This window comes from Deltaproteobacteria bacterium (genome assembly GCA_016933965.1).
Classification (GTDB): Bacteria; Desulfobacterota; Syntrophia; order Syntrophales; family UBA2210; genus JAFGTS01.
The window spans coordinates 33,054-52,469 of sequence record JAFGTS010000003.1 but is presented as its reverse complement, the minus strand read 5'-3'; the positions used below and the strand labels follow the sequence as shown (position 1 = coordinate 52,469).

Annotated in this window: 15 protein-coding genes; 5 read left to right on the top strand and 10 right to left on the bottom strand. The window is 57.0% G+C overall.

The window, feature by feature from the left end; all coding sequences use genetic code 11:
- Positions 1-7: 7 nt before the first annotated feature.
- Genes JXO48_00760 through JXO48_00745 form a run of 4 tightly spaced genes read right to left on the bottom strand, consistent with a single transcriptional unit; the run spans position 8 to position 4,103 of the window.
- Positions 8-1,252 carry a DUF2088 domain-containing protein gene (locus tag JXO48_00760; GenBank protein ID MBN2282401.1) on the bottom strand — a complete coding sequence of 415 codons (1,245 nt, stop codon included), beginning with the start codon at positions 1,250-1,252 and terminating at the stop codon, positions 8-10.
- A gap of 21 nt (positions 1,253-1,273) precedes the next feature.
- Positions 1,274-1,945, bottom strand: coding sequence for a lactate utilization protein C (locus JXO48_00755; GenBank protein MBN2282400.1), 672 nt, complete (start codon positions 1,943-1,945; stop codon positions 1,274-1,276).
- A 10-nt stretch (positions 1,946-1,955) separates the two neighbouring features.
- Entirely contained in the window at positions 1,956-3,416 is a 1,461-nt protein-coding gene (locus tag JXO48_00750) for a lactate utilization protein (protein MBN2282399.1), read from the bottom strand.
- 3 nt (positions 3,417-3,419) lie between these two features.
- Positions 3,420-4,103: a (Fe-S)-binding protein gene (locus JXO48_00745; protein MBN2282398.1), complete on the bottom strand. Its 684-nt coding sequence runs from the start codon at positions 4,101-4,103 to the stop codon at positions 3,420-3,422.
- Between the two features lie 707 nt (positions 4,104-4,810).
- Here JXO48_00745 and JXO48_00740 point away from each other — a divergent pair.
- A complete protein-coding gene (locus tag JXO48_00740) occupies positions 4,811-6,679 on the top strand; it encodes a hypothetical protein (GenBank protein ID MBN2282397.1) in 1,869 nt (622 codons plus the stop codon).
- Between the two features lie 57 nt (positions 6,680-6,736).
- On the opposite strand, the gene JXO48_00735 is transcribed toward JXO48_00740, so the two are convergent.
- The 4 genes from JXO48_00735 to JXO48_00720 form a co-directional block, all read right to left on the bottom strand.
- Positions 6,737-8,146 carry an efflux transporter outer membrane subunit gene (locus tag JXO48_00735; GenBank protein MBN2282396.1) on the bottom strand — a complete coding sequence of 470 codons (1,410 nt, stop codon included), beginning with the start codon at positions 8,144-8,146 and terminating at the stop codon, positions 6,737-6,739.
- A 1-nt stretch (position 8,147) separates the two neighbouring features.
- A complete protein-coding gene (locus tag JXO48_00730) occupies positions 8,148-11,318 on the bottom strand; it encodes an efflux RND transporter permease subunit (protein ID MBN2282395.1) in 3,171 nt (1,056 codons plus the stop codon).
- 15 nt (positions 11,319-11,333) lie between these two features.
- Positions 11,334-12,545, bottom strand: a complete 1,212-nt coding sequence (locus tag JXO48_00725; GenBank protein MBN2282394.1) for an efflux RND transporter periplasmic adaptor subunit — start codon at positions 12,543-12,545, stop codon at positions 11,334-11,336.
- Between the two features lie 191 nt (positions 12,546-12,736).
- Complete coding sequence (locus tag JXO48_00720) at positions 12,737-13,024, bottom strand: hypothetical protein (protein ID MBN2282393.1); 288 nt, start codon at positions 13,022-13,024, stop codon at positions 12,737-12,739.
- Between the two features lie 220 nt (positions 13,025-13,244).
- On the opposite strand from JXO48_00720, the gene JXO48_00715 reads away from it, so the two are divergent.
- The 4 genes from JXO48_00715 to JXO48_00700 all read left to right on the top strand — a co-directional run bounded on the left by JXO48_00715 (position 13,245) and on the right by JXO48_00700 (position 17,925).
- Positions 13,245-14,783 (top strand): sigma 54-interacting transcriptional regulator, encoded by a 1,539-nt coding sequence (locus JXO48_00715; GenBank protein ID MBN2282392.1) that lies wholly within the window; start codon positions 13,245-13,247, stop codon positions 14,781-14,783.
- Between the two features lie 410 nt (positions 14,784-15,193).
- Positions 15,194-16,033 (top strand): HNH endonuclease, encoded by an 840-nt coding sequence (locus JXO48_00710; GenBank protein ID MBN2282391.1) that lies wholly within the window; start codon positions 15,194-15,196, stop codon positions 16,031-16,033.
- Positions 16,034-16,082: 49 nt separating this feature from the next.
- Positions 16,083-17,018: an HNH endonuclease gene (locus JXO48_00705; GenBank protein MBN2282390.1), complete on the top strand. Its 936-nt coding sequence runs from the start codon at positions 16,083-16,085 to the stop codon at positions 17,016-17,018.
- A gap of 121 nt (positions 17,019-17,139) precedes the next feature.
- Positions 17,140-17,925 (top strand): CPBP family intramembrane metalloprotease, encoded by a 786-nt coding sequence (locus JXO48_00700; protein MBN2282389.1) that lies wholly within the window; start codon positions 17,140-17,142, stop codon positions 17,923-17,925.
- A gap of 43 nt (positions 17,926-17,968) precedes the next feature.
- On the opposite strand, the gene JXO48_00695 is transcribed toward JXO48_00700, so the two are convergent.
- Both JXO48_00695 and JXO48_00690 read right to left on the bottom strand, forming a co-directional pair.
- Complete coding sequence (locus tag JXO48_00695; protein MBN2282388.1) at positions 17,969-19,033, bottom strand: 3-hydroxyacyl-CoA dehydrogenase family protein; 1,065 nt, start codon at positions 19,031-19,033, stop codon at positions 17,969-17,971.
- Between the two features lie 106 nt (positions 19,034-19,139).
- Positions 19,140-19,319, bottom strand: a complete 180-nt coding sequence (locus tag JXO48_00690) for a hypothetical protein (protein ID MBN2282387.1) — start codon at positions 19,317-19,319, stop codon at positions 19,140-19,142.
- Positions 19,320-19,416 lie beyond the last annotated feature (97 nt).

The window sequence follows — 19,416 nt, the reverse complement described above, 5'->3', positions numbered from 1 at the left end:
GGGGCCGCTACTCCGGCTGTTTCATGTACTGCACGGTCCCGTCGGGAATGACGCAGGCCCGGGCCGTTCCGGGATGATCCGCTTCGAGAATATCAAGGGCCTCCTGCCAGGTCTTGACGACGACGGCATCGTCGGCATAACAGGCCAGGTCCAGCATGGTCCGGTCCGGCTGTGGATTGAGGACGATCAGTTTTTTCATCAGCAGGGAGACAAACCCCGGAGCCCGGGGAGCGTAATGCCGCCCGCCGTATCCCGTACCCCATGAACGCATGACATAGTGAGGGACCTGTCCTTCCGGACAATCACAGATCAGAACACCCGTCCCGGTCGTGTCCGGCTTCAGGACCGCCAGCGTGAAGACGAGGGCGATCGCCGATTCACTGACCCTGCCGTAGGCGTTGCACACGGCGATGTCGTACCCCGTGGCGTGGGGGATGCCGTAATGTTCCTTTGCCACCTCCGCCCCCGCCGCGTGGGTGGCCCGGAAGGGTCCGGCGTAGAGGTGGGTGATCTCGCCGCGCCGGTTGATGAGGCCGTCCACCTTGAAGTGGAGCCCCGCCAGGTCTCCCGCCGCGTCACATTCGGCGCGCATGATATTGTTGTCGAACTTGCCGAGGCCGGTCCTCGCGGCGTCACGGAACATCTGGTTGTGAAACTGATTGATCGTTTCGATGCCGGCGACACCGGGCAGGATGATCTTGGCCCCGCCGCTGAAGCCCACGTGCACATGGGCCGTGACGCTCCCGATACCGATCCGCAGATCGCAGTTCACAAATTCCCGGTTGAACCAGAGCTCCACACCAGTGGGCGTCCGGCCCACGGAGACGGTGTTCTGAAAGGCGTCGTGATTATAGATGGCGTAGTTCTCGACGATGGCATCGCCCAGTTTCTTCCGGGCGCTTATCATGTCGTACGTGCCGTGGGCGCCCAGTGCCCAGATGAACCGGATCTGCTCGTGCTTCAGCCCCGCCCGGTGGAGGATGTCGACGACGGCGGGGGCGATGTCCTTCATGGGCGTCGGCCGTGTCATATCATCAAAGACGATGACGGCCTCCTTCTTCCCCCGGGCCAGCTCTTCCAGGGAGGGACCTTCGATGGGTTCCTCGATCCTCCTTCGGATCTCCTCAGCGCTCAGGCCCGGCGCGTCAAGGCCGGGTGAGGTGAGGGTATCCACTTCCCACCGGTCCGGAAAGGACAGGACCTTTTCCTCGTTCTCGTACCAGAGGCGGGACGGAACCGACACGGTCTTCATTGAATGACCCCCTGACTTTTTTCAGCCGATGACGATAACGATCAGACGCCGCGGCCCGTGCATACCCCTGAAGGGCGTGGCCTGGATGTCGGCGGTCATGCTGGGGCCGGTGATGAAGGAAAACTGGCTCGGCATCTTCCCCGAGTCGCCATACACCCGTTCAACGGCCTCCTCGTAAACACGGACGAAACGGTCCACAGGAACCAGGGCGATATGGAGGATCGGCGCCAGTGACACGAGGCGGGGCTGGTCTTTATCATGAACGAGGCCCAGGGTTCCCGTTTCGGCGATGGCGAAATCGGCGCCGGTGATCCCCGCCTGGGCTTCGGTGAACACGTAATCCTTGAAGGCGTCGCGGTCCGCGAAATCCGCGGCCACCCGCACCTCGACACCCGCTTCCTTCCCCCAGGAAACAAGCTCCAGGGGGCGCAGCACGTCATCGGTGGCGGCTATCACCTTCGTGAGGTTCTCTTCGCGGGCGACAGCGGTCAGCTGTTCCCGTGCCGCGGCACCGCCGGCCACCCGGTGCATCACTCCCGTCTGCATCCAGAGCTGTTCCGAAAAGCGGGCGAGCATCTGATCCCGGTCGAGGGACAGCTCGCGGAGCGGCGGCAGTTCGATCCGTTTTTCAACAGACTTTCTCCGGGCCTGTTTCAATTTTCCCAGGATGATGTCCCGTGATTCCATCGGCATGCTCGACCCCTCATCCGTCCGTTGTTCCCGTCGTGCCGGAGGACTGCTTTCTCAGTTCCTTCCAGCGCTGGTGGAAGGTCCTGGCCGGCATGGCCGGCAGGTCCCGGTTCCTGAACCACCCGTCAAACTGCCCCCACAGCTCCGAGATGACCCCGCCGCGGGCGCTTCGGTTCAGGAAGGGACGGCCGAGCCGCGATGCCAGCCGCCAGAGCGGCGGGTGGGCCATCAGGAACGTGGCGACCGCGTACATGGCCTGCTCCCACCTGCCCGGCCTGACGCCCTTGAACGCCGGGTCTCCCTCAACGTCCTTCGACCGGTAATAGAGAAAGAGCGAAGGATGATCGACGCCGCCCGGGCAGACCGCCCGGCAGGCGCCGCAGAAGGTGCAGGCATTGTACAGATCCCGGGTCCGGTCCAGACCCAGAAGCAGCGGGTTCAAGACCTGACCCATGGGGCCTGAGTAGGCCCAGCCATAGGGATACCCTCCGATGGACGTGTAGACGGGGCAGTTGTTCAGACAGGCGCCGCAGCGGATGCAGCGAAGCGCTTCGCGCGCCTTTTCGTCAAAATAGAAGTTCGAGCGGCCGTTGTCCACGATGACAATGTAGAGTTCCTCGGGACCGTCGATCTCATCCTTCTTCTTCGGACCCGTATCGATGGAAACATAGGCCGACATGTTCTGGCCCGTGCAGTTCCGGCAGAGGACCCGCATGATGTGCATGGCGTCGAGCATCGTGGGCACCACCTTTTCCAGGCTCATGATGGATACCTGTATTTCCGGCGATGACTTCGTCAGGCGGATATTCCCCTCGTTCTCGACATTCATGACCGAGCCCGTTTCGGCAACGGCTATATTGACACCGGCGATGCCCATCTTCAGGTGGTGGAACTTGTCCCGCAGGAACAGCCGCGCCGCGTACCCCAGTTCGACGGGGTCCGTCGTGGGTTCCTGCATGCCCGCCTTTTCCATGAAAAGGTCACAGATCTCTTCGAGAGAGATGTTCACGGCCGGGCCCACAATATGAAAGGGCGGCCGGTTGAGCTGCTGGGCGATGAACTCGCCCAGGTCGGTCTCATAGGGTTCGATCCCCTGTTCGCTAAGGACGTCGTTGATGCCGAGCTCCTCGCTCACCATTGATTTTCCCTTCGTCACGTAGGTGACCCCCCGGTCCCGCGCCAGTTTCAGGATAAAGTCGTTGGCCTCCCCGGCGGTCCGGGCCCAGATGACCTTCGCACCGTGGGCGGTGGCATTACGCTCGAACTCCTCGAGCAGCTCGGGAAGACGGGCCACCACCTCGGCCCGTATGGCCGCGGCGTACTGCTGGGCACCCTCGGGATCGGGAAAACTGGAAAGGGCCGCCTGCCTGAGCGCCGCGAAGAGGGGAGGAAGGAAGGAGAGAAAGGTGCGGGAACTGACGTCGGCGATCTCCTTCTTGACCACCTTTTTGAAATGATGGGTCTTGATCTCCATGGCTCAGCCCGCTCCCCCCGCGAGAAATTCGGCTATGTGCATCGCCCGTTTCCCCGGATGGTTCCTGCTCAGGTAGCCGTTGATGTTCAGGAGGCACCCCGGTTCGCAGAGCACCAGGAGGTCGGCGCCGCTGTTCAGGTAGTTCTGCACCTTGTCCTTCACCAGTTCCTCTGAAATATCGGGATAGGCATTGGCAAACTCGCCGCCGAAACCGCAGCAGCGGTCGGCGTTATTGAGCGGCACGAACTCGGCACCCTGAACGGAACCGATAAGCTTTTTCGGCTGCTCCGACACCCCCAGGCCGCGGAGAACATGGCAGGATTCGTGATAGGTCACTTTCCCGGAAAAGCGCGCGCCCACCGCATCGACCCCGAGAACGTCCACCATGTACTGGGAGAGCTCGTACACCCGGGGGGACAGGGCCTCGGCCCTCCGCAGCCAGCCGGGTTCGTCGCGAAACAGGTCCGGATAGTAATACCTGACCGTGTAGATACAGGAACCGGAGGGACTGACGATGGCCTCATCGTTCTCGAAGGTCTCGATGAAATGCTTCGCCGCCCGCTTTGCTTCCCGGGTAAAGCCCGCGCGGATGGCGGGCTGGCCGCAACAGGTCTGTTCCTCGTGATAGATGGTCCTGACACCGAGGCGTCTCAGCAGACGATGGGTGCACACGCCGATGTCCGGCATGAAGAGATCGACCGTACAGGGAATGAAAAGAGACACTGCAGCCACAGAGAACCTCCTTGGCGGCAAAAGCCCGACGTGGGTTGTTGTCGGAAACGGAGAGAGTGTAGCAAAGGGCGCCGGGAAGTGCAAGTATTTATGGCATGTTGGAAGTCCTCCGGCAGAGATGGAACATCTTGACAGGCACCGGGACCGGGCGTATAGTTTTTTCACTATTCCGGACACACGGCGATATTCTCCGTTCCCGATCGACACTGTTCATAAAATCCCCCTGACCCCCTTTTTCAAAGGGGGAACACATCTGCCAACGGGCCTCGTCCTCCTTTCGTTCTTCCCCTCTTTTTCGTTTTTCCCCTTCCTTTTGTTTTACCCCTCCCTTTCGTAAAGGGAGGCCGGGAGGGATTTAACCTTATTTCCTCCTCCCTTTCGTAAAGGGAGGCGGGGAGGGATTTAACCTTATTTTCTCCTCCCTTTGTCAAAGGGAGGTTGGGCGGGATTTATATACGCAAGAGGGAAGCAAAAACAGACATTCAGGTTCCCTGCATTTTGCGCTGTGTCGCCGGGCTGCTTTCTGAAAATCGCCTGATAAATCAGGCAACTACAAGCAGCGAATGATGACTTCGGAAGAAATGTAGTTCGCCGATTTATCGGCGTTTTCTCCTCCCTTTGGCAAAGGGAGGCCGGGAGGGATTTTAAAGGAGGGAAATATCATGAACCCAACTTCCACAAAAAAGTTTTTCGTGGTTACCCTGATCATGATCCTCGCCATGGCATTCTCCACCGCAGCCGTCGCATCAGAGCGCCGGAACTTCAATACAGAGCAGCGGGCCACTATCTCAGCTGCTATCGATCTGATCGCCAATGTCGGTTTTATCGCGCATGCCGACAATCTCCGACAAATGCTCGACAGCGATATCACCCGTGCCGACGGTTCCACCTCGGGGCTGAAGCAGATACACATGGACACGGACCCGTCGTACACCCCCAAGGGCACCACCACGGCCTACCAGGGCTCCGGGGGCAATGTGACAGGCGCTATCCGGCTCAACGACGACCTCGTCAAAAGCGGCAGCCAGATGGAACTGGCCGCCACGCTCGTCCATGAAAAGACCCATGTCATGCGCCTGGAAAAGGAGAACAACCTGAAGGCCTGGAACATGGGAGCCATCATCGACACCGTCAACGATTACATACGGAGCAACGGGGGCGACAAGGACGCGGCTCGCCAGAGACTGGTGGACGACCTCCAGAACGAAGAGAACAAGGACCCCCAGGATGAGAAAAAGATAGAGCACCTCAATGCGGCCCTGGACCTCCTGGGCGGCGGCCCATACACGAACTGGATCGAGATCGAGGCCTACTACACGGAACTCAAGTTCATCCTCACGGCGGTCCGAAAAGGCTTTGCCGAATACGATGACGTTAAAGCCCTGATAGACGAGGTCATCAGCAACTGCGAAAAGCATGAAGGCGGCATGACAACCGGCATCCGCAGTCACTTCACCGCCATCGACGGTGACAAGACCACCTCCGATGTCGATAAGGTCGACCAGAAGATACAGGTCCTCGACAGCCAGTTGACCGGTATCGACGGGAACATCACCGGGATGGCGACCAACTACACCAACCTGGTGGGAGACCCCGCTCAGACGGATATCGACGCCACCGGCGGCACCCTGTCACTGACACTGCCCGGCAACACCAGCGGTATCCCCGACATCAGCATCACTGTTCCCGCGGGGGCCTTGGCCGCGTCAACGACCTTCAAAATCGACGAGCAGACGGAATACCTCCTGGCCGGCTGGATCTGGATCTACACCCCGGCAAGCGACGGGTTTTTTATACATCCCGATGCACTCATGTTCACCGACGGCACGCCGGCGACGGTCACCCTGCGGTATTACGAGGGGAAAACTGCCTCGCGTCTGGACATCTACCAGCTTTCACCGGATAAACCGAATGACGGCCGGTGGCAGAAGATCGACACGGGACGCACGGTCAATGAAACGAACCGGACCATCTCCGTCACGACAACGCAGCTCGGGGTCTTCGCCGTCCTGGAAGACACTCCCTGGCTGAACGCGTCGCTGACATCGACGGCCTCGTCATCGACCGGAACGGGGCAGATAACGATCGCTGTCTCCACACCGGAGGGTGCGACACTGAATAATGAAACACCCCTGCCGGACACTGATGCAAGCTTGAATGCAGCAGGAAAACCGGCAGACACTCCTTTCCCCCAGGGACTCATCTTTTTCACCGTGGAGGACCTGGCTGACGGAGACAGCATCACCGTCTTCCTCACCTATCCGGGCACGCTCCCCGATGACGCGGTCTTCTACTTCGTCGATGACGACGGCTTCCACCTCCTGGCGGACACGAACATCACCGATGACATGGTGGTCTTCGAGGTCACCGACGGCGGCACCGGCGACAGCGACGGAGAGGCGAACGGCATCATCACCATCCTGGGCGGCCCCGCCGACCCGCCCGAGGGTAACGGCGGCGATGACACAGGTGATGGGGGAGGAAACGGTGGCGGCGGAGGAGGATGCTTCATCCGCATGCTGTTGAACTGAACCACAAATGGTGGGCTATCAGGTCTTATATCTTTTCCCTGAAGCGGTCCCGGCCGGTTACGCGCCTCCGCCGCCCATCACGGTGTAGAGCTTCACCTGGCTGACGAGCTTCGCCAGGTTGAGGGATATCAGCCCCTGCGTCGCGCCGTACAGCGAGCGCTGCGCGTCGAGGACGCTCAGGTAACTGTCGATCCCCTTGGTATACCGCATGTGAGAGAGGCGATATGTTTCGGCAATGGCGTTCACGAGAGAGCGCTGCGCCGATAACTGCTGATCCACGCTGCCGCGCGCGGCAAGGGTGTCCGCCACTTCCCGGAAGGCCGTCTGGATCGCCTTTTCATATTCGGCCAGGACGATCTCCCGTTCGGCCTTGCTGACCCGCAGAGCCGCCCATACGCGTGTATCGAAGATCGGCATCGTGATCTGGGGAACAAAATTCCAGGTGGCGGAACCGGCCCCGAAGAGACCGGAGAGTTCGTTACTTGCGGTTCCCACTGATGTGGTCAGAAAAACGCGGGGTAAAAAGGCGGCGCGAGCCGCACCGATAAAGGCATAGGCCCCCTTGAGCCGATGCTCCGCCGCCATGATATCGGGCCGGTTCAGAAGCACCTCCGAGGACAGGCCCGGCGAAAAATCTTTCAGGGGTTTAACGCTGCTCAGGTCCGGCGGCAGAAGATCTTCCGGCACGGCAGAGCCGGCGAGCAGGTCCAGGGCATTCCGGTCCTGCGCCGTCATCTGCGTGTAGCGCGCGACATCACCCCGAGCCGCATCCACCTGTGTCTGGGCACGACGCAGGTCAAGCTCGGTCACGAGCCCGACCTCGTAGCGCCGCTGGATCAGCGCGTAGGCGCCCCGCTGGGCTTCGAGGGTGCTCATGGCAAGCTTGAGATTCTCCCGGTCCGCCGCAAGGGTCAGATAGGTCCCGGCGACCGCCGATACCAGCGAGAGACGCGCGCTGCGGTGCGCCTGTTCCGTGGCAAGGTATTCCTCAAGCGCCTTGTCCTCCAGACTGCGGATGCGCCCGAAGAAATCTATTTCCCAGGAAGTGATCCCCAGGGTGACGCTGTCCTCTTCAGCTATCATGGACCTTCCGGAGCTTGAGAGATCGGCGGGCACCCGCTCGCGCCACCTGGTCCCGGCCGCGTTCACCGCGGGGAACAGTTCGGCCCGCTGAATGCGATACAGGGCGCGGACCTTCTCCACGTTCAGGGCGGCGAGCCGCAGATCGCGGTTGCCCTCCATGGCCATCTCGATGACCTTCTGCAGCCGGGTGTCGGTGATGAATTCCCGCCACGGCAGCTCCTGGACGGCCGGGACATCGGTCGCGGCCCGGGCGTCTTCGTAGGCGGGGCCGGTCGGCCAGTCGGCGGGGACAGGGGAATCGGGTCTCGTGTATTCCGGGGCCAGCGTGCACCCGCACACAAGGGCGATCAGTATGACCGGGAGAAAAAACAGAGTTCTCTTCATATCATCGATCCTCTGATGGGTTCGCATCATCCGGGATGATTGCTTTGCGCTTTCTGCCCCTGCCGAAGAACTTTTCGATCAGCACATAGAACAGGGGAGAGAAAATGACCACCAGCACGGTAGCCGTCACCATTCCTCCCAGCACGCCCGTGCCGATGGCGTTCTGTGCCCCAGCCCCGGCCCCGGTGGTCAGGGCAAGGGGCAGGACCCCGAAACCGAAGGCGAGGGAGGTCATGATAATGGGACGAAAACGGAGTCTCGCGCCTTCAAGGGTCGCCTCCATGAGCCCCATGCCCTGCTCCAGCCCTCTTTTGGCGAACTGGACGATCAGGATGGCGTTCTTGGTGGTCAGCCCGAGGGTCGTGAGCAGCCCGATCTGGAAATAGACGTCATTGGACAGTCCCCGCGTGCTCGAAGCGATGATGCCGCCGATGACCCCGAGGGGAAGGACCATCAGGATCGAGATGGGAACGGTCCAGCTCTCGTAGAGCGCCGCCAGGCAGAGAAAGATCACGAAGACAGAGAACGCGTACAGGATCGGCGCCTGGGAGCTCGACATGCGCTCCTGGAAGGAGAGCCCGGTCCAGTCGAAACCGATGCCTCTCGGCAGTTTCTCAACGGCCTCTTCCATGGCCTGCATGGCCTCTCCCGAGCTTTTCCCCGGCGCCGGCTCACCCCAGATGTTGATGGAAGGGAACCCGTTGAAACGCGCCAGCCGGGGAGGGCCGGAGACCCAGCGGCCCGAGGCGAACGAGGAGAAGGGCACCATCATGCCCGCCGCGTTGCGAACATATATCTTCTCCAGGTCCCGCGGCAGCATGCGGTAAGGGGCGTCGGCCTGGACATAGACCCGCTTGACACGGCCGCCCTGGATGAAGTCATTGGTATAGGCGCTGCCGAAGGAGGCCGATATCGTCCGGTGGATGGAGGTGATCGGAATTCCCAGGGCGCCTGCCTTTTCCCAGTCCACATCCACGTGGTATTCGGGAACATCCTCCATGCTGTTGGGCCGCACGGAGGTCAGCCGCGGGTCCTGGGCTGCTATGCCCAGCAACTGGTACTGCGCGTCCATCAGCGCCCGGTGTCCGACACCGCTCCGGTCCAGGAGCTCGAAGTCAAATCCCTTGGCAATACCGAGTTCCACGACGGGCGGCGGCGGGAAACAGAACACCAGCGCATTGCGGATACCGGCAAGGGCCCTGGATGCCCGCGCCGCGACGGCCTTGGCCCTCAGGTCATCCCGGTCACGGAGGTCCCAGTCCTTCAGCTTGATGAACACCATGCCGTTGTTCTGTGCCCGTCCGGAAAAACCGATGCCTGAGATGGTCATGGTGGTCGCCACCGCTTCCTTTTCATTTTCATCGAAATACTGCTCGATCTGCTTGGTGACCGCATTGGTCTGTTCAAGCGTGGCGCCCGTCGGCATCAGCACCTGGGCGAGCAGGATCCCCTGGTCCTCATCGGGAAGGTAGGCCGTGGGCATGCGGAGGTAGAGGACCCCCATGGCCGCCACGATCACCACGAAAATGACCAGGTAACGGATCGACCTGGAAAGAGAATGGCCGACCAGTTTTACATACCGATCTCTGAGGCCGAAGAACATTCTATCGAACCACAGGAAAAAGGGCCGGAGGAAAAAGATCGCTTCCTCCGCCGGCTCATGCCCCGCCTGTACCGGCTTGAGGATCGAGGCACACAGGACCGGCGTGAGGATCAGGGCCACCAGGACCGAGAGCAGCATGGCGGAGATGATGGTCACGGAGAACTGGCGGTATATGACACCGGTGGAGCCGGGGAAGAAGGCCATGGGGCCGAAGACCGCCGACAGGACCAGCCCGATGCCGATCAGCGCGCTGGTGATCTGTTCCATGGACTTGGCCGTGGCCTCCCGCGGGGGAAGCCCTTCCTCGCTCATGATGCGCTCCACGTTCTCCACCACAACGATGGCGTCGTCCACCAGAAGGCCGATGGCCAGCACCATGGCGAACATGGTGAGCATATTGATGGAGAAGCCGAAAAGCCCCAGCGTCGCGAAGGTCCCCAGGATGACCACGGGCACCGCGATGGTCGGGATCAGGGTGGCCCGCATGCTGCCCATGAAGAGCCACATGACCAGGAAGACGAGCAGGATGGCCTCGATAAGGGTCTTCACCACTTCATTGATAGCCACCCTGATGAAGGGGGTGGTGTCATGGGGATACACGACCTTCATGCCTTCCGGGAAGAACCGGCTCATCTCGGCCAGTTTGTCCTTGACCGCGTCGGCCGTATCGAGCGCGTTGGCACCCGCGGCCTGGCGGATGGCGATGCCGCCCACGGGTTTCCCTTTGTAAGCGGTCTCGATATCGTAATATTCCGTCCCCAGTTCGGCCCTGCCCACATCGCTGATCCGCACAACGGAGCCGTCCGGATTGATGCGGACGGGAACGTCGGCGAACTCCTCAGGGGTCTTGAGCATGCTCTGAAGGACGATGGAGGCATTGAGGCGCTGGCCTTCCACCGCGGGCCCGCCGCCGAACTGCCCGGCCGAGACCTCAACGTTGTACGCCTTGAGCGCGGCGAGCACATCCTCTATGGTCAAATGGTAATTGACCAGCCGATCGGGATCGAGCCAGACGCGCATGGCGTAACCCGCACCGAAGATCTCCACCTCACCGACGCCGGGCACCCGCGCGATGACACTTTCCAGGTTCGTTTTAGCGAAGTCCCGCAGGTCCTTGCCGTCCATGCTGCCGTCTTCAGAGATCAGGCCCATGACCATCAGGTAGTTCCTGGTGGACTTGCTCACCGTGACGCCCTGGTTCTTGACCACCTCGGGCAGGCTCGAGATAGCGAGCTGGAGCTTGTTCTGCACCTGCGACCAGGCAAGATCGGGGTCGGTCCCCGGTTCAAAGGTCAGCTCTATACGGGAACCTCCTGCCGAATCGCTGGTGGCGGACATGTAGAGCAGATTGTCGAAACCGGTCATCTTCTGCTCGATGATCTGGGTCACGCTGTTTTCAACGGTTACGGCCGAAGCCCCCGGGTAGGTGGAATAAATGGCGATCGACGGCGGGGCGATGGGCGGATACTGGGATATGGGCAGATTATAGATCGCCAGGGCTCCCGCCGCCATGATGATGATGGCGATGACCCAGGCAAAGACCGGACGAGCCAGAAAAAATTTCGACAACATATCGCTTCTCCGTCAGTTCTCTGTTTGCGGAGCGACGCCGGGTCCGGCCTCGGTCCCTTGAGCGGTTGTATCTTCACTGGGTGGAGCAACCCTCACGGGCATCCCCGGCCGTATCCTCTGAATACCCTCGACGATGAGGTGTTCACCGACGGCGAGGCCGGAGGTCACCAGCCACTGGTTGCCGATGGCCCGGTCGATGGTAAGCTGTCGCTGCTCGACCATGCCCTGGGGATTTACGAGCAGTGCGAGCGGGTTACCTTTGGGATCGCGTGACACGGCTTGCTGGGGTATCAGGATGGCCTGCTTGTTCACACCTTCCTGGAGGACCGCCCGGACGAACATGCCGGGCAGAAGGAAATTATCGGGGTTGGGGAAGACGGCCCTCAGGGTAACGGTCCCCGTCGACCGGTCCACCGTCACGTCCTGAAACTGCAGCGTCCCCTCCAGGGGATACTCGGTACCGTCTTCCAGCAGAAGCCTGACCACGTTCTGGTCGGCCCCGTTCTTTTCGAGATATCCTTTCTCCAGGCTGTGCCGCAGTCGCAGCAGCTCGGCTGTGGATTGCGGAACATCGACATAAATGGGATCAAGCTGCTGGATCGTTACCAGCGGTATCGGCTGGTTCATCGTCACCAGGGCACCTTTCGTCACATTGGACCTTCCGGTACGGCCCGATATCGGCGCGGTAACACTGGTATATTCCAGGCTGATGCGTGCCGATTCCGCAGCCGCCTTCCAGTACTGCACTTCCGCCTCCGCCTGCTTGAGGGCGGATTGGATATCGTCGTAATCTTGCTGGCTGACGGCTTTCGATGAGATCAGCTCGCCGTACCGTTCGGCCCGTATCCGCATGGCCGGCAGATTGGCCTCGGCCCGAGCCAGAGAGGCTTTGGCGCTTTCATAGGCCGCCTGAAAGAGATCGGGATCGATCCGGTACAGGAGGTCTCCCGCTTTGACGACGGAGCCTTCCGTGAACAGGCGTTCCTTGATGATGCCGCTCACCTGCGGCCGAACTTCAGCGATCAGGAATGCCGACGTTCGACCCGGCAGCTCGGTGGTCAAAACCACCGCCTCCGTCTTGAGCTCCTGGACAACCACTTCCGGTGGAGGAGGCGCCTGCCCGGCCTGCTGCCCGTTGCCGCAGGCATTCAACACGAAAACAGAGGCAAGTATGAAGAGAAAAAACCATATGCCGACGCTATCGGGTTTTTTACGGAAATGCATTACATTCCTCCCACGGATTTGTTTAATTTTATAGGTGATTTGGAAATGGTTACATTGCCTCATACTCTCTTTTTCTCAATTCCTCAATGATTAAATCGGCACGCTGGCCTGCATTGCCCTGGCCGTAACAGGAATTTTCCAGTCGTTTCAAATATGTGTTTTGTATCACTATCCATACGGGCAGTACCTATTTATTGTTCTATCTTTTCTTCGATCCAGACGGAATGATTTACCAGTCCGAAATCCGCGAGCAGACCGGCCAGTTCGAGACCGAGGGGGCTTTTGCGACGGTCCATCGCTGCAGCCTCCCACTGGATGTGGATACTCAGGTCACTCTCCACCGTCGCGTGTGAAAAGAGCTTGAGGGTCACCGGCCTTTCCCGTCCCGTATTCGCCAGCACATTGCTCAGAATATCGGCTATCACCTCTTTGCCCGGCGTCTCGGCGGTACGGACAGTGATAATTTCCGTCCATTTCATGGTTGTTCTCTCGGCACTGCCTGATGTTTTGAAGACAGATATATGCGCAAAGCATGCCATGCAATATAATGAGTTATATTATTATGTTATGGCAATCGGGGAGCGCGTTCTCACACCATGGCGTAATTATGATGCGATTAATGTTTTACTATGGTGTAATTTTGTCATATGGTCACGCCATGGCGTAACAGAAATATGACGAGATGAAGGGGGTCGACAGATGAACATTGACAGAAACGAATTTTTTAAAGAGACGACCATCCGCATCTGCGGCAGTCTCGATATCCGGGCGGCCCTCGAAAGCAGCTTTCACTATATAAAGGACATTATTCCCGTCACCTCCCTGTCCATGGTGCTCTATGACGCCGAACTGAACATCGCCCACATCATCGCCTCCGTGGGAGATGAATTCGAACGGCGGTTCGGGAAGACCGTCGCCCTTCCCCCCGAGGATGTGAAATTCAGGGCCGCCCGGTGGGCATCAATGCCGCCATTCGAGATCATCAATCGCCCCGACCTCAACCCGGAGCAGAAAAACGTGTTCCAGCAGCTTGGCCTCGATATCAACGTTTCGATGATAAACATCCGCCTGGAACTGGAGGGCAACCGCATCGGGGTCCTGGCATTGATGACCAAGGGGACGGACAGATACACCGCCGAACATGCCGAACTCATGCAGACGCTCAACGAGCCCTTTGCCATTGCCATGGCGAACGCGCTCCGGCACCAGGAGGTGTCCAAGCTCAAGGACATGCTCGCCGATGACAATCAGTACCTTCAGACCCGGCTCAGGGAGATCGCCGGCGAGGAGATCGTGGGCGCCGAATTCGGCCTCAGGGAAGTGATGAAGATGATGCGCCAGGTGGCGCACCTCGACAGCCCCCTCCTTCTGTACGGAGAAACTGGCGTGGGCAAGGAGGTGATCGCCAACGCGATCCACTACTCATCGCCCCGGAGAAAGGGGCCCTTCATCAAGGTGAACTGCGGCGCCATTCCCGAGAGTCTCATGGACAGCGAGCTGTTCGGCCACGAGAAAGGGGCGTTTACCGGCGCCATCGTCCAGAAGCGGGGACGCTTTGAACGGGCCGACAAGGGGACCATCTTTCTCGACGAAGTGGGCGAGCTGCCGCCCCAGGTCCAGATACGGCTCCTCAATGTCCTCCAGAACAAGGAGATCGAGCGCGTGGGCGGAACAAAAACGATCCCCCTCGATATCAGGATCATCTCCGCCACCCACAGAAACCTTGAAGACATGGTCAAGGCCGGTCAGTTCAGGGAAGACCTCTGGTTCCGCCTCAACGTGTTCCCCATCATCATTCCACCTCTGCGACAGCGCAAGGAGGACATCCCGGCGCTGGTGCACCACTTTATAGAGCAGAAGGGCATGGAATTGAGGATGGGAGACCGGCCCGTGCTCGCCCCGGGGGCGCTGGAGCGGCTCAGGGCCTACGACTGGCCCGGCAACGTCCGGGAACTGCAGAACATCGTCGAACGGGCATTGATCAAGAGCAGGGACGGCGTCCTCCGCTTCGACACCCTTGTCACGCCGGCTTACAACGGTAATACCGATCCCGCGGGTGAGGGGGCCGATATCCTCACCCTCGACGAAGTGAACGCGCTGCACATCAAAAAGACCCTGCACATCACCCGTGGAAGGATAAACGGGCCCGGCGGAGCGGCCGACCTGCTCCGTATCCATCCCAACACCCTCAGAAAACGGATGGACAAACTGGGAATACCTTACAAAAAAGGGCGGTGAGCGCCCGGAATCGATGCAATCTCAAATATCATAATCCTTTAATCCGTAATCCCTTGATCCTGCGAAGCGCAGCTTCGTAACTCCATCGTTTTTCACTTTGACGCTCTGTCGCTTTGCCCCTTTGTCGCTTGTGTATTTATCCTTGACATTCATAGATATTTTTTCCACTATAGCCCCGCACACCGGGGGGCGGCAAAATGACATACCTTCGAAATTTTTGATCGAAATGAGGGTGGGTCATACTTTCTCACAATACCCGTTTCAGTAGCACGAAATATTCATAAAAAACAATGGATATAAGCTACTTCCTCAACAAATTCAAGCATCTTCGAACAGACAAAAACCGAAAACGGTGGTCCTCTCTTACCTGTTACCAGGCCCCGCACAAACCATTTCTTCTTTTATCAGTCATGGATCTTATCGAGCAGGGAATCATCGGGAAAAATTTTATCGAGCCTTCGTTTGAGTTGGTCGATACATTCAACCGTTACTGGTCCCGAATCATGCCGCTCGGTTCCACAACAACGATGGCATTACCGTTCTTTTTCTTACAATCTGAAGGATTCTGGCAACTTAATCCGAAACATGGAAGCGAGAGCAAGATACGGCGAGAGTCGAAATCCATGAAGTCGCTCAGAGATATGATTGCCGGGGCAACACTTGATGAACAGCTGTTCCAATTCATGAAAGGCACCAATACACGGACATCTTTGAGAACGATACTGGTAAAAACCTATTTTGCAGAGGAACTACAGCCGATTATCCTGGAACAGATACATATCAATTATGATGCCTATCAGTATAGCAAAGCACTTTTGGAAACACATGAATCAGCCGAAACATTGGAATCAACAGAAACAAATCAGAAAGTCCGCGATCAGGGATTCAGAAAGGCGATTGTCACTCTTTACGATCATAGATGCGCCTTATGCGGCATTCGAATGCTGACCACCGAAGGTCATACTGTTGTCGAAGGCGCGCACATCATTCCCTGGAGCATCAGCCATAATGATCAACCGACGAACGGCATGTCATTATGCCGCCTCTGCCACTGGTCATTTGATGAGGGGTTTGTCAGTGTTAATCAGGATTATCAGGTAGTTGTTTCCCGACAGGTGAGGCTCGATCAAAACCTTCCGGGCCATATCCTCACCCTTTCGGACAGGAACATTTTTACACCGGAGAAAGAACATTTCTGGCCGGCTCAGGAAAACCTGAACTGGCACAGGAAGAAAGTTTATCGGAAATAACGCTGGTTATTCTTACAATTAACAACGCCACTATTTTTTATGGTTTAATATGCATCACTATTCCACACAAGACCTCGACCGTCGCGTCCGCCTTACTGCATTTCATTGGCTTTCTGAACAGGTCAATATTCACGGCGATGTGCTCCCAAGGTCACTGCTGGCCAGGGGATTTGTATTCGAAAATCAAAGAATACCTCTCGTTTCTCCTAAGGGCATTTTCAAGCCGAGAATATTACCTGAATACCCCCTATCGATAACGACAACGACTTCGGGACCTTATGACGATGGGTTCACCCCGGAAGGTCTCCTTTTATACAAATATAGAGGTTCTGACCCCTATCACCGGGACAATGTGGAACTCAGAAATGCCATGCTCCACAATATTCCGATTATCTACTTCCACAGTGTTGTGCCCGGCAAATATCTGGCCGTATGGCCTGTATATATCGTGGAAGATAATCCGAACAGCTTAACATTCACTGTCGCTGTTGATGATTATAAAACGGTAAATCAATATATTCACTCACAGGATGACACCCCCGCAATTTTCGGAGAGGTGTCAGACATCCGAAGAATGTACATTACAACATCGATCAAACAAAGATTGCACCAGCGCGGATTCCGTGAGCGTGTTATTAACGCCTATCGTGAGCAGTGTGCTTTCTGCCGTTTGAAGCACCTCGAGTTGCTCGATGCGGCACATATAATCCCCGATGGCGAACCAGGAGGAGACCCGATTGTAAATAACGGAGTGGCCCTGTGCAAACTGCATCACGCGGCATTTGACAGTTTCATACTTGGAATCAGGCCGGATTATAAAATCGAGGTGAGAGAAGATATTTTAAAAGAAGAAGATGGTCCCATGCTCGTCCATGGGCTTCAAAGCATGCACATGAAAGAAATCATTCTTCCGAAAAGTTCACGCCTGTGGCCCAATCCAGAGCTCCTTGAACGGAGATATGAAAAATTTCGAATGGCAGGTTAGAAATTCAGTGCATCACCATTCCGGCCCTCCCCATTCCTAGCTACAATCCTAAATTGTTGCCCGTGGGAATTATTCACCCATTTCGCGCCCATCCCGGGGCCACAGCTAAGGACGATGAACCATGAACAAGAAAGCCGGGAGATCGCAGCTCATTCTATTTTTAGCGATCTCTTACGCCTATTTGTGGCTCTTGTTCGGAATCAGCAGGTTATTTGACATACCGTTTTCCTACGATCCGGGAGAACCGGGAGGAATTCTTGTCCTCATAGGAGTTCCTGCGTCTCTGTTCGCGGCGAGCCTGGTGACTCTGATAACTGGTGGAAAGGAAGATCTATGTCGGCTGTTCAGGCGTTCGCTGGAATGGCGGTTCGCTCCGGGATGGTACCTGGCATCGCTGCTGACGCCTTTGCTGGTAGCCTTCGCTTGTGGGATCGCAGCGGTCTGGATCAACGGGATCAAAATAGCTGAGGATTGGTTCTCGCCATCCATGCCGCTCGGTTTCATGGCCTTCTTATTGATATACATCGGGCTTGGTGAAGAGATCGGCTGGCGGGGGTTTGCACTGCCGCGGTTTCAACAGAGCTTTGGACCGCTCGGAGGCAGCATTGCCACAGGCGTGTTCTGGGCGCTTTGGCATTTGCCCCTGTTCTTGATGCCCGGATCATCTCAATACGGGCACTCGGTGATCCTTTTCATTTATTTGCTTACTTGTTGGACCATCCCAATGGCGGTATTTGTGGGCAAATCACGCGGCAGTGTGATTCCTGCCATCCTGTTTCATGGATCAGTGAACTTCCTCGCCTTTGCGATCCTGTATCCTTACAAGTATTTTTATCTGTTCTGGGGTATTGCCGCGATCATTGGAGCAGTATTTCTTCCTAGACCACTCCGAATTAAGAAAAATTAAGTATTGTGTCCCCGGAATTTGGAAGCTGACTGAAATGAGCTTTTTATGCCACGCGCTCTTTTATCTTTCGTACCTCGGCTGGTTTCTTCTGAACCTCTTTACCGCTCTTCTGCGTTATATTGTCCACGTCATACACGGGAAAGTTCATCGGGTCACCCCAGAATTGGTCTTCTTTTATCGAAAGGATGTCCACGATCTTATCGTCTCTCCACTGTACGATATCCTGAAAGGATTTTCCCTTGATCGCTTCTTTTACACCTTGGTTTAATTTCTCTTTTACCGGATCACTTATGTGGTTTCTCGTTTCGAGCTCTTCCCAGATCGTCTTGAATGTCGTGTTACCGATACCCTCGATGAAATGAGAGTAGCCGCCCGCTTCTCCCCCGCCGAGATGATACGTCATGTGCGTTCCCATCAGCGCCCAACGTATTCCGGGACCCGCATGGATCGCCTTGTCAACATCTTCAACCGTTGCAACACCCCTGTCGACAAGGTCAATTGCTTCACGCCACAGGGCGGCTGCCAGCCTGTTTCCTATAAATCCTGTAACCTCTTTCCTGACGATGACGGGAACCTTTCCGAGACGTTCCATGAATGAATATGCCGTATCGGTCGTCTCTTGTGAGGTATCCTTGCCTGGTACGATCTCTATAAGCGGTATCAAATGGGGGGGATTCCAGGGATGTGTGATGATACACTTGTCTTTCTGTTTTACGACCTGCTGAATTTCAGACATGCTGAGACCGGAGGTACTGCTGGCGATAATGGCATGTGACGGCGCGTATTTTCCTATTTCACTGAAGATGCTTTTTTTAACATCATAGGTCTCACCCGTGCATTCCTCAATGAAATCAGCATCCCGTACCGCCTCTTCCAGATCGTCGACTATCGTTACGCGTCGAAGGGCGCTTTCTCGCTCGACCTCGGATATCATATGTTTCTTCACAAAAAAGCCGAGGTTTGAATGCACGTTCTCAAGGCCCTTTTCCCTTGTTGATCTCGTCCTCGAATAGGCCGCGACGTCGTATCCCTTTATAGCAAAGAGCGTCACCCACGCGGCTCCGATGACCCCGGTACCGATAACCGCTACTCTTCGTATCTCATTCATCTATTTTATTACCTTCATTGATCCGATAGACCTTTCTATCCGACCAGAGTGACATACGCATTTATCCATAAAGGTCGATCGTGATCTGTTCCGTTACAGCATACGATCAGGCAGCGATCTTGCCGACGGCAGTATCAATCGATCTGCTCTCCGTATCTTTTCGAACCGCCGCCCTCTCCAAGAGGCTCTCACTGTCGAATGCCGGATAGGACATGGGATCCTGCCATAAGGCATCGTCATGTATCATTTTCTCAGCATTCCCCATTCTGTTTTGTCTGGTCTTCATGATCACACTTCCTTTCCTTTCGATATTTAGTAGTTTCACAAGACCTTTTTTCTTCAAAAGTAATCTAATGTACCACCATGCTAGGCACAATCGGCAT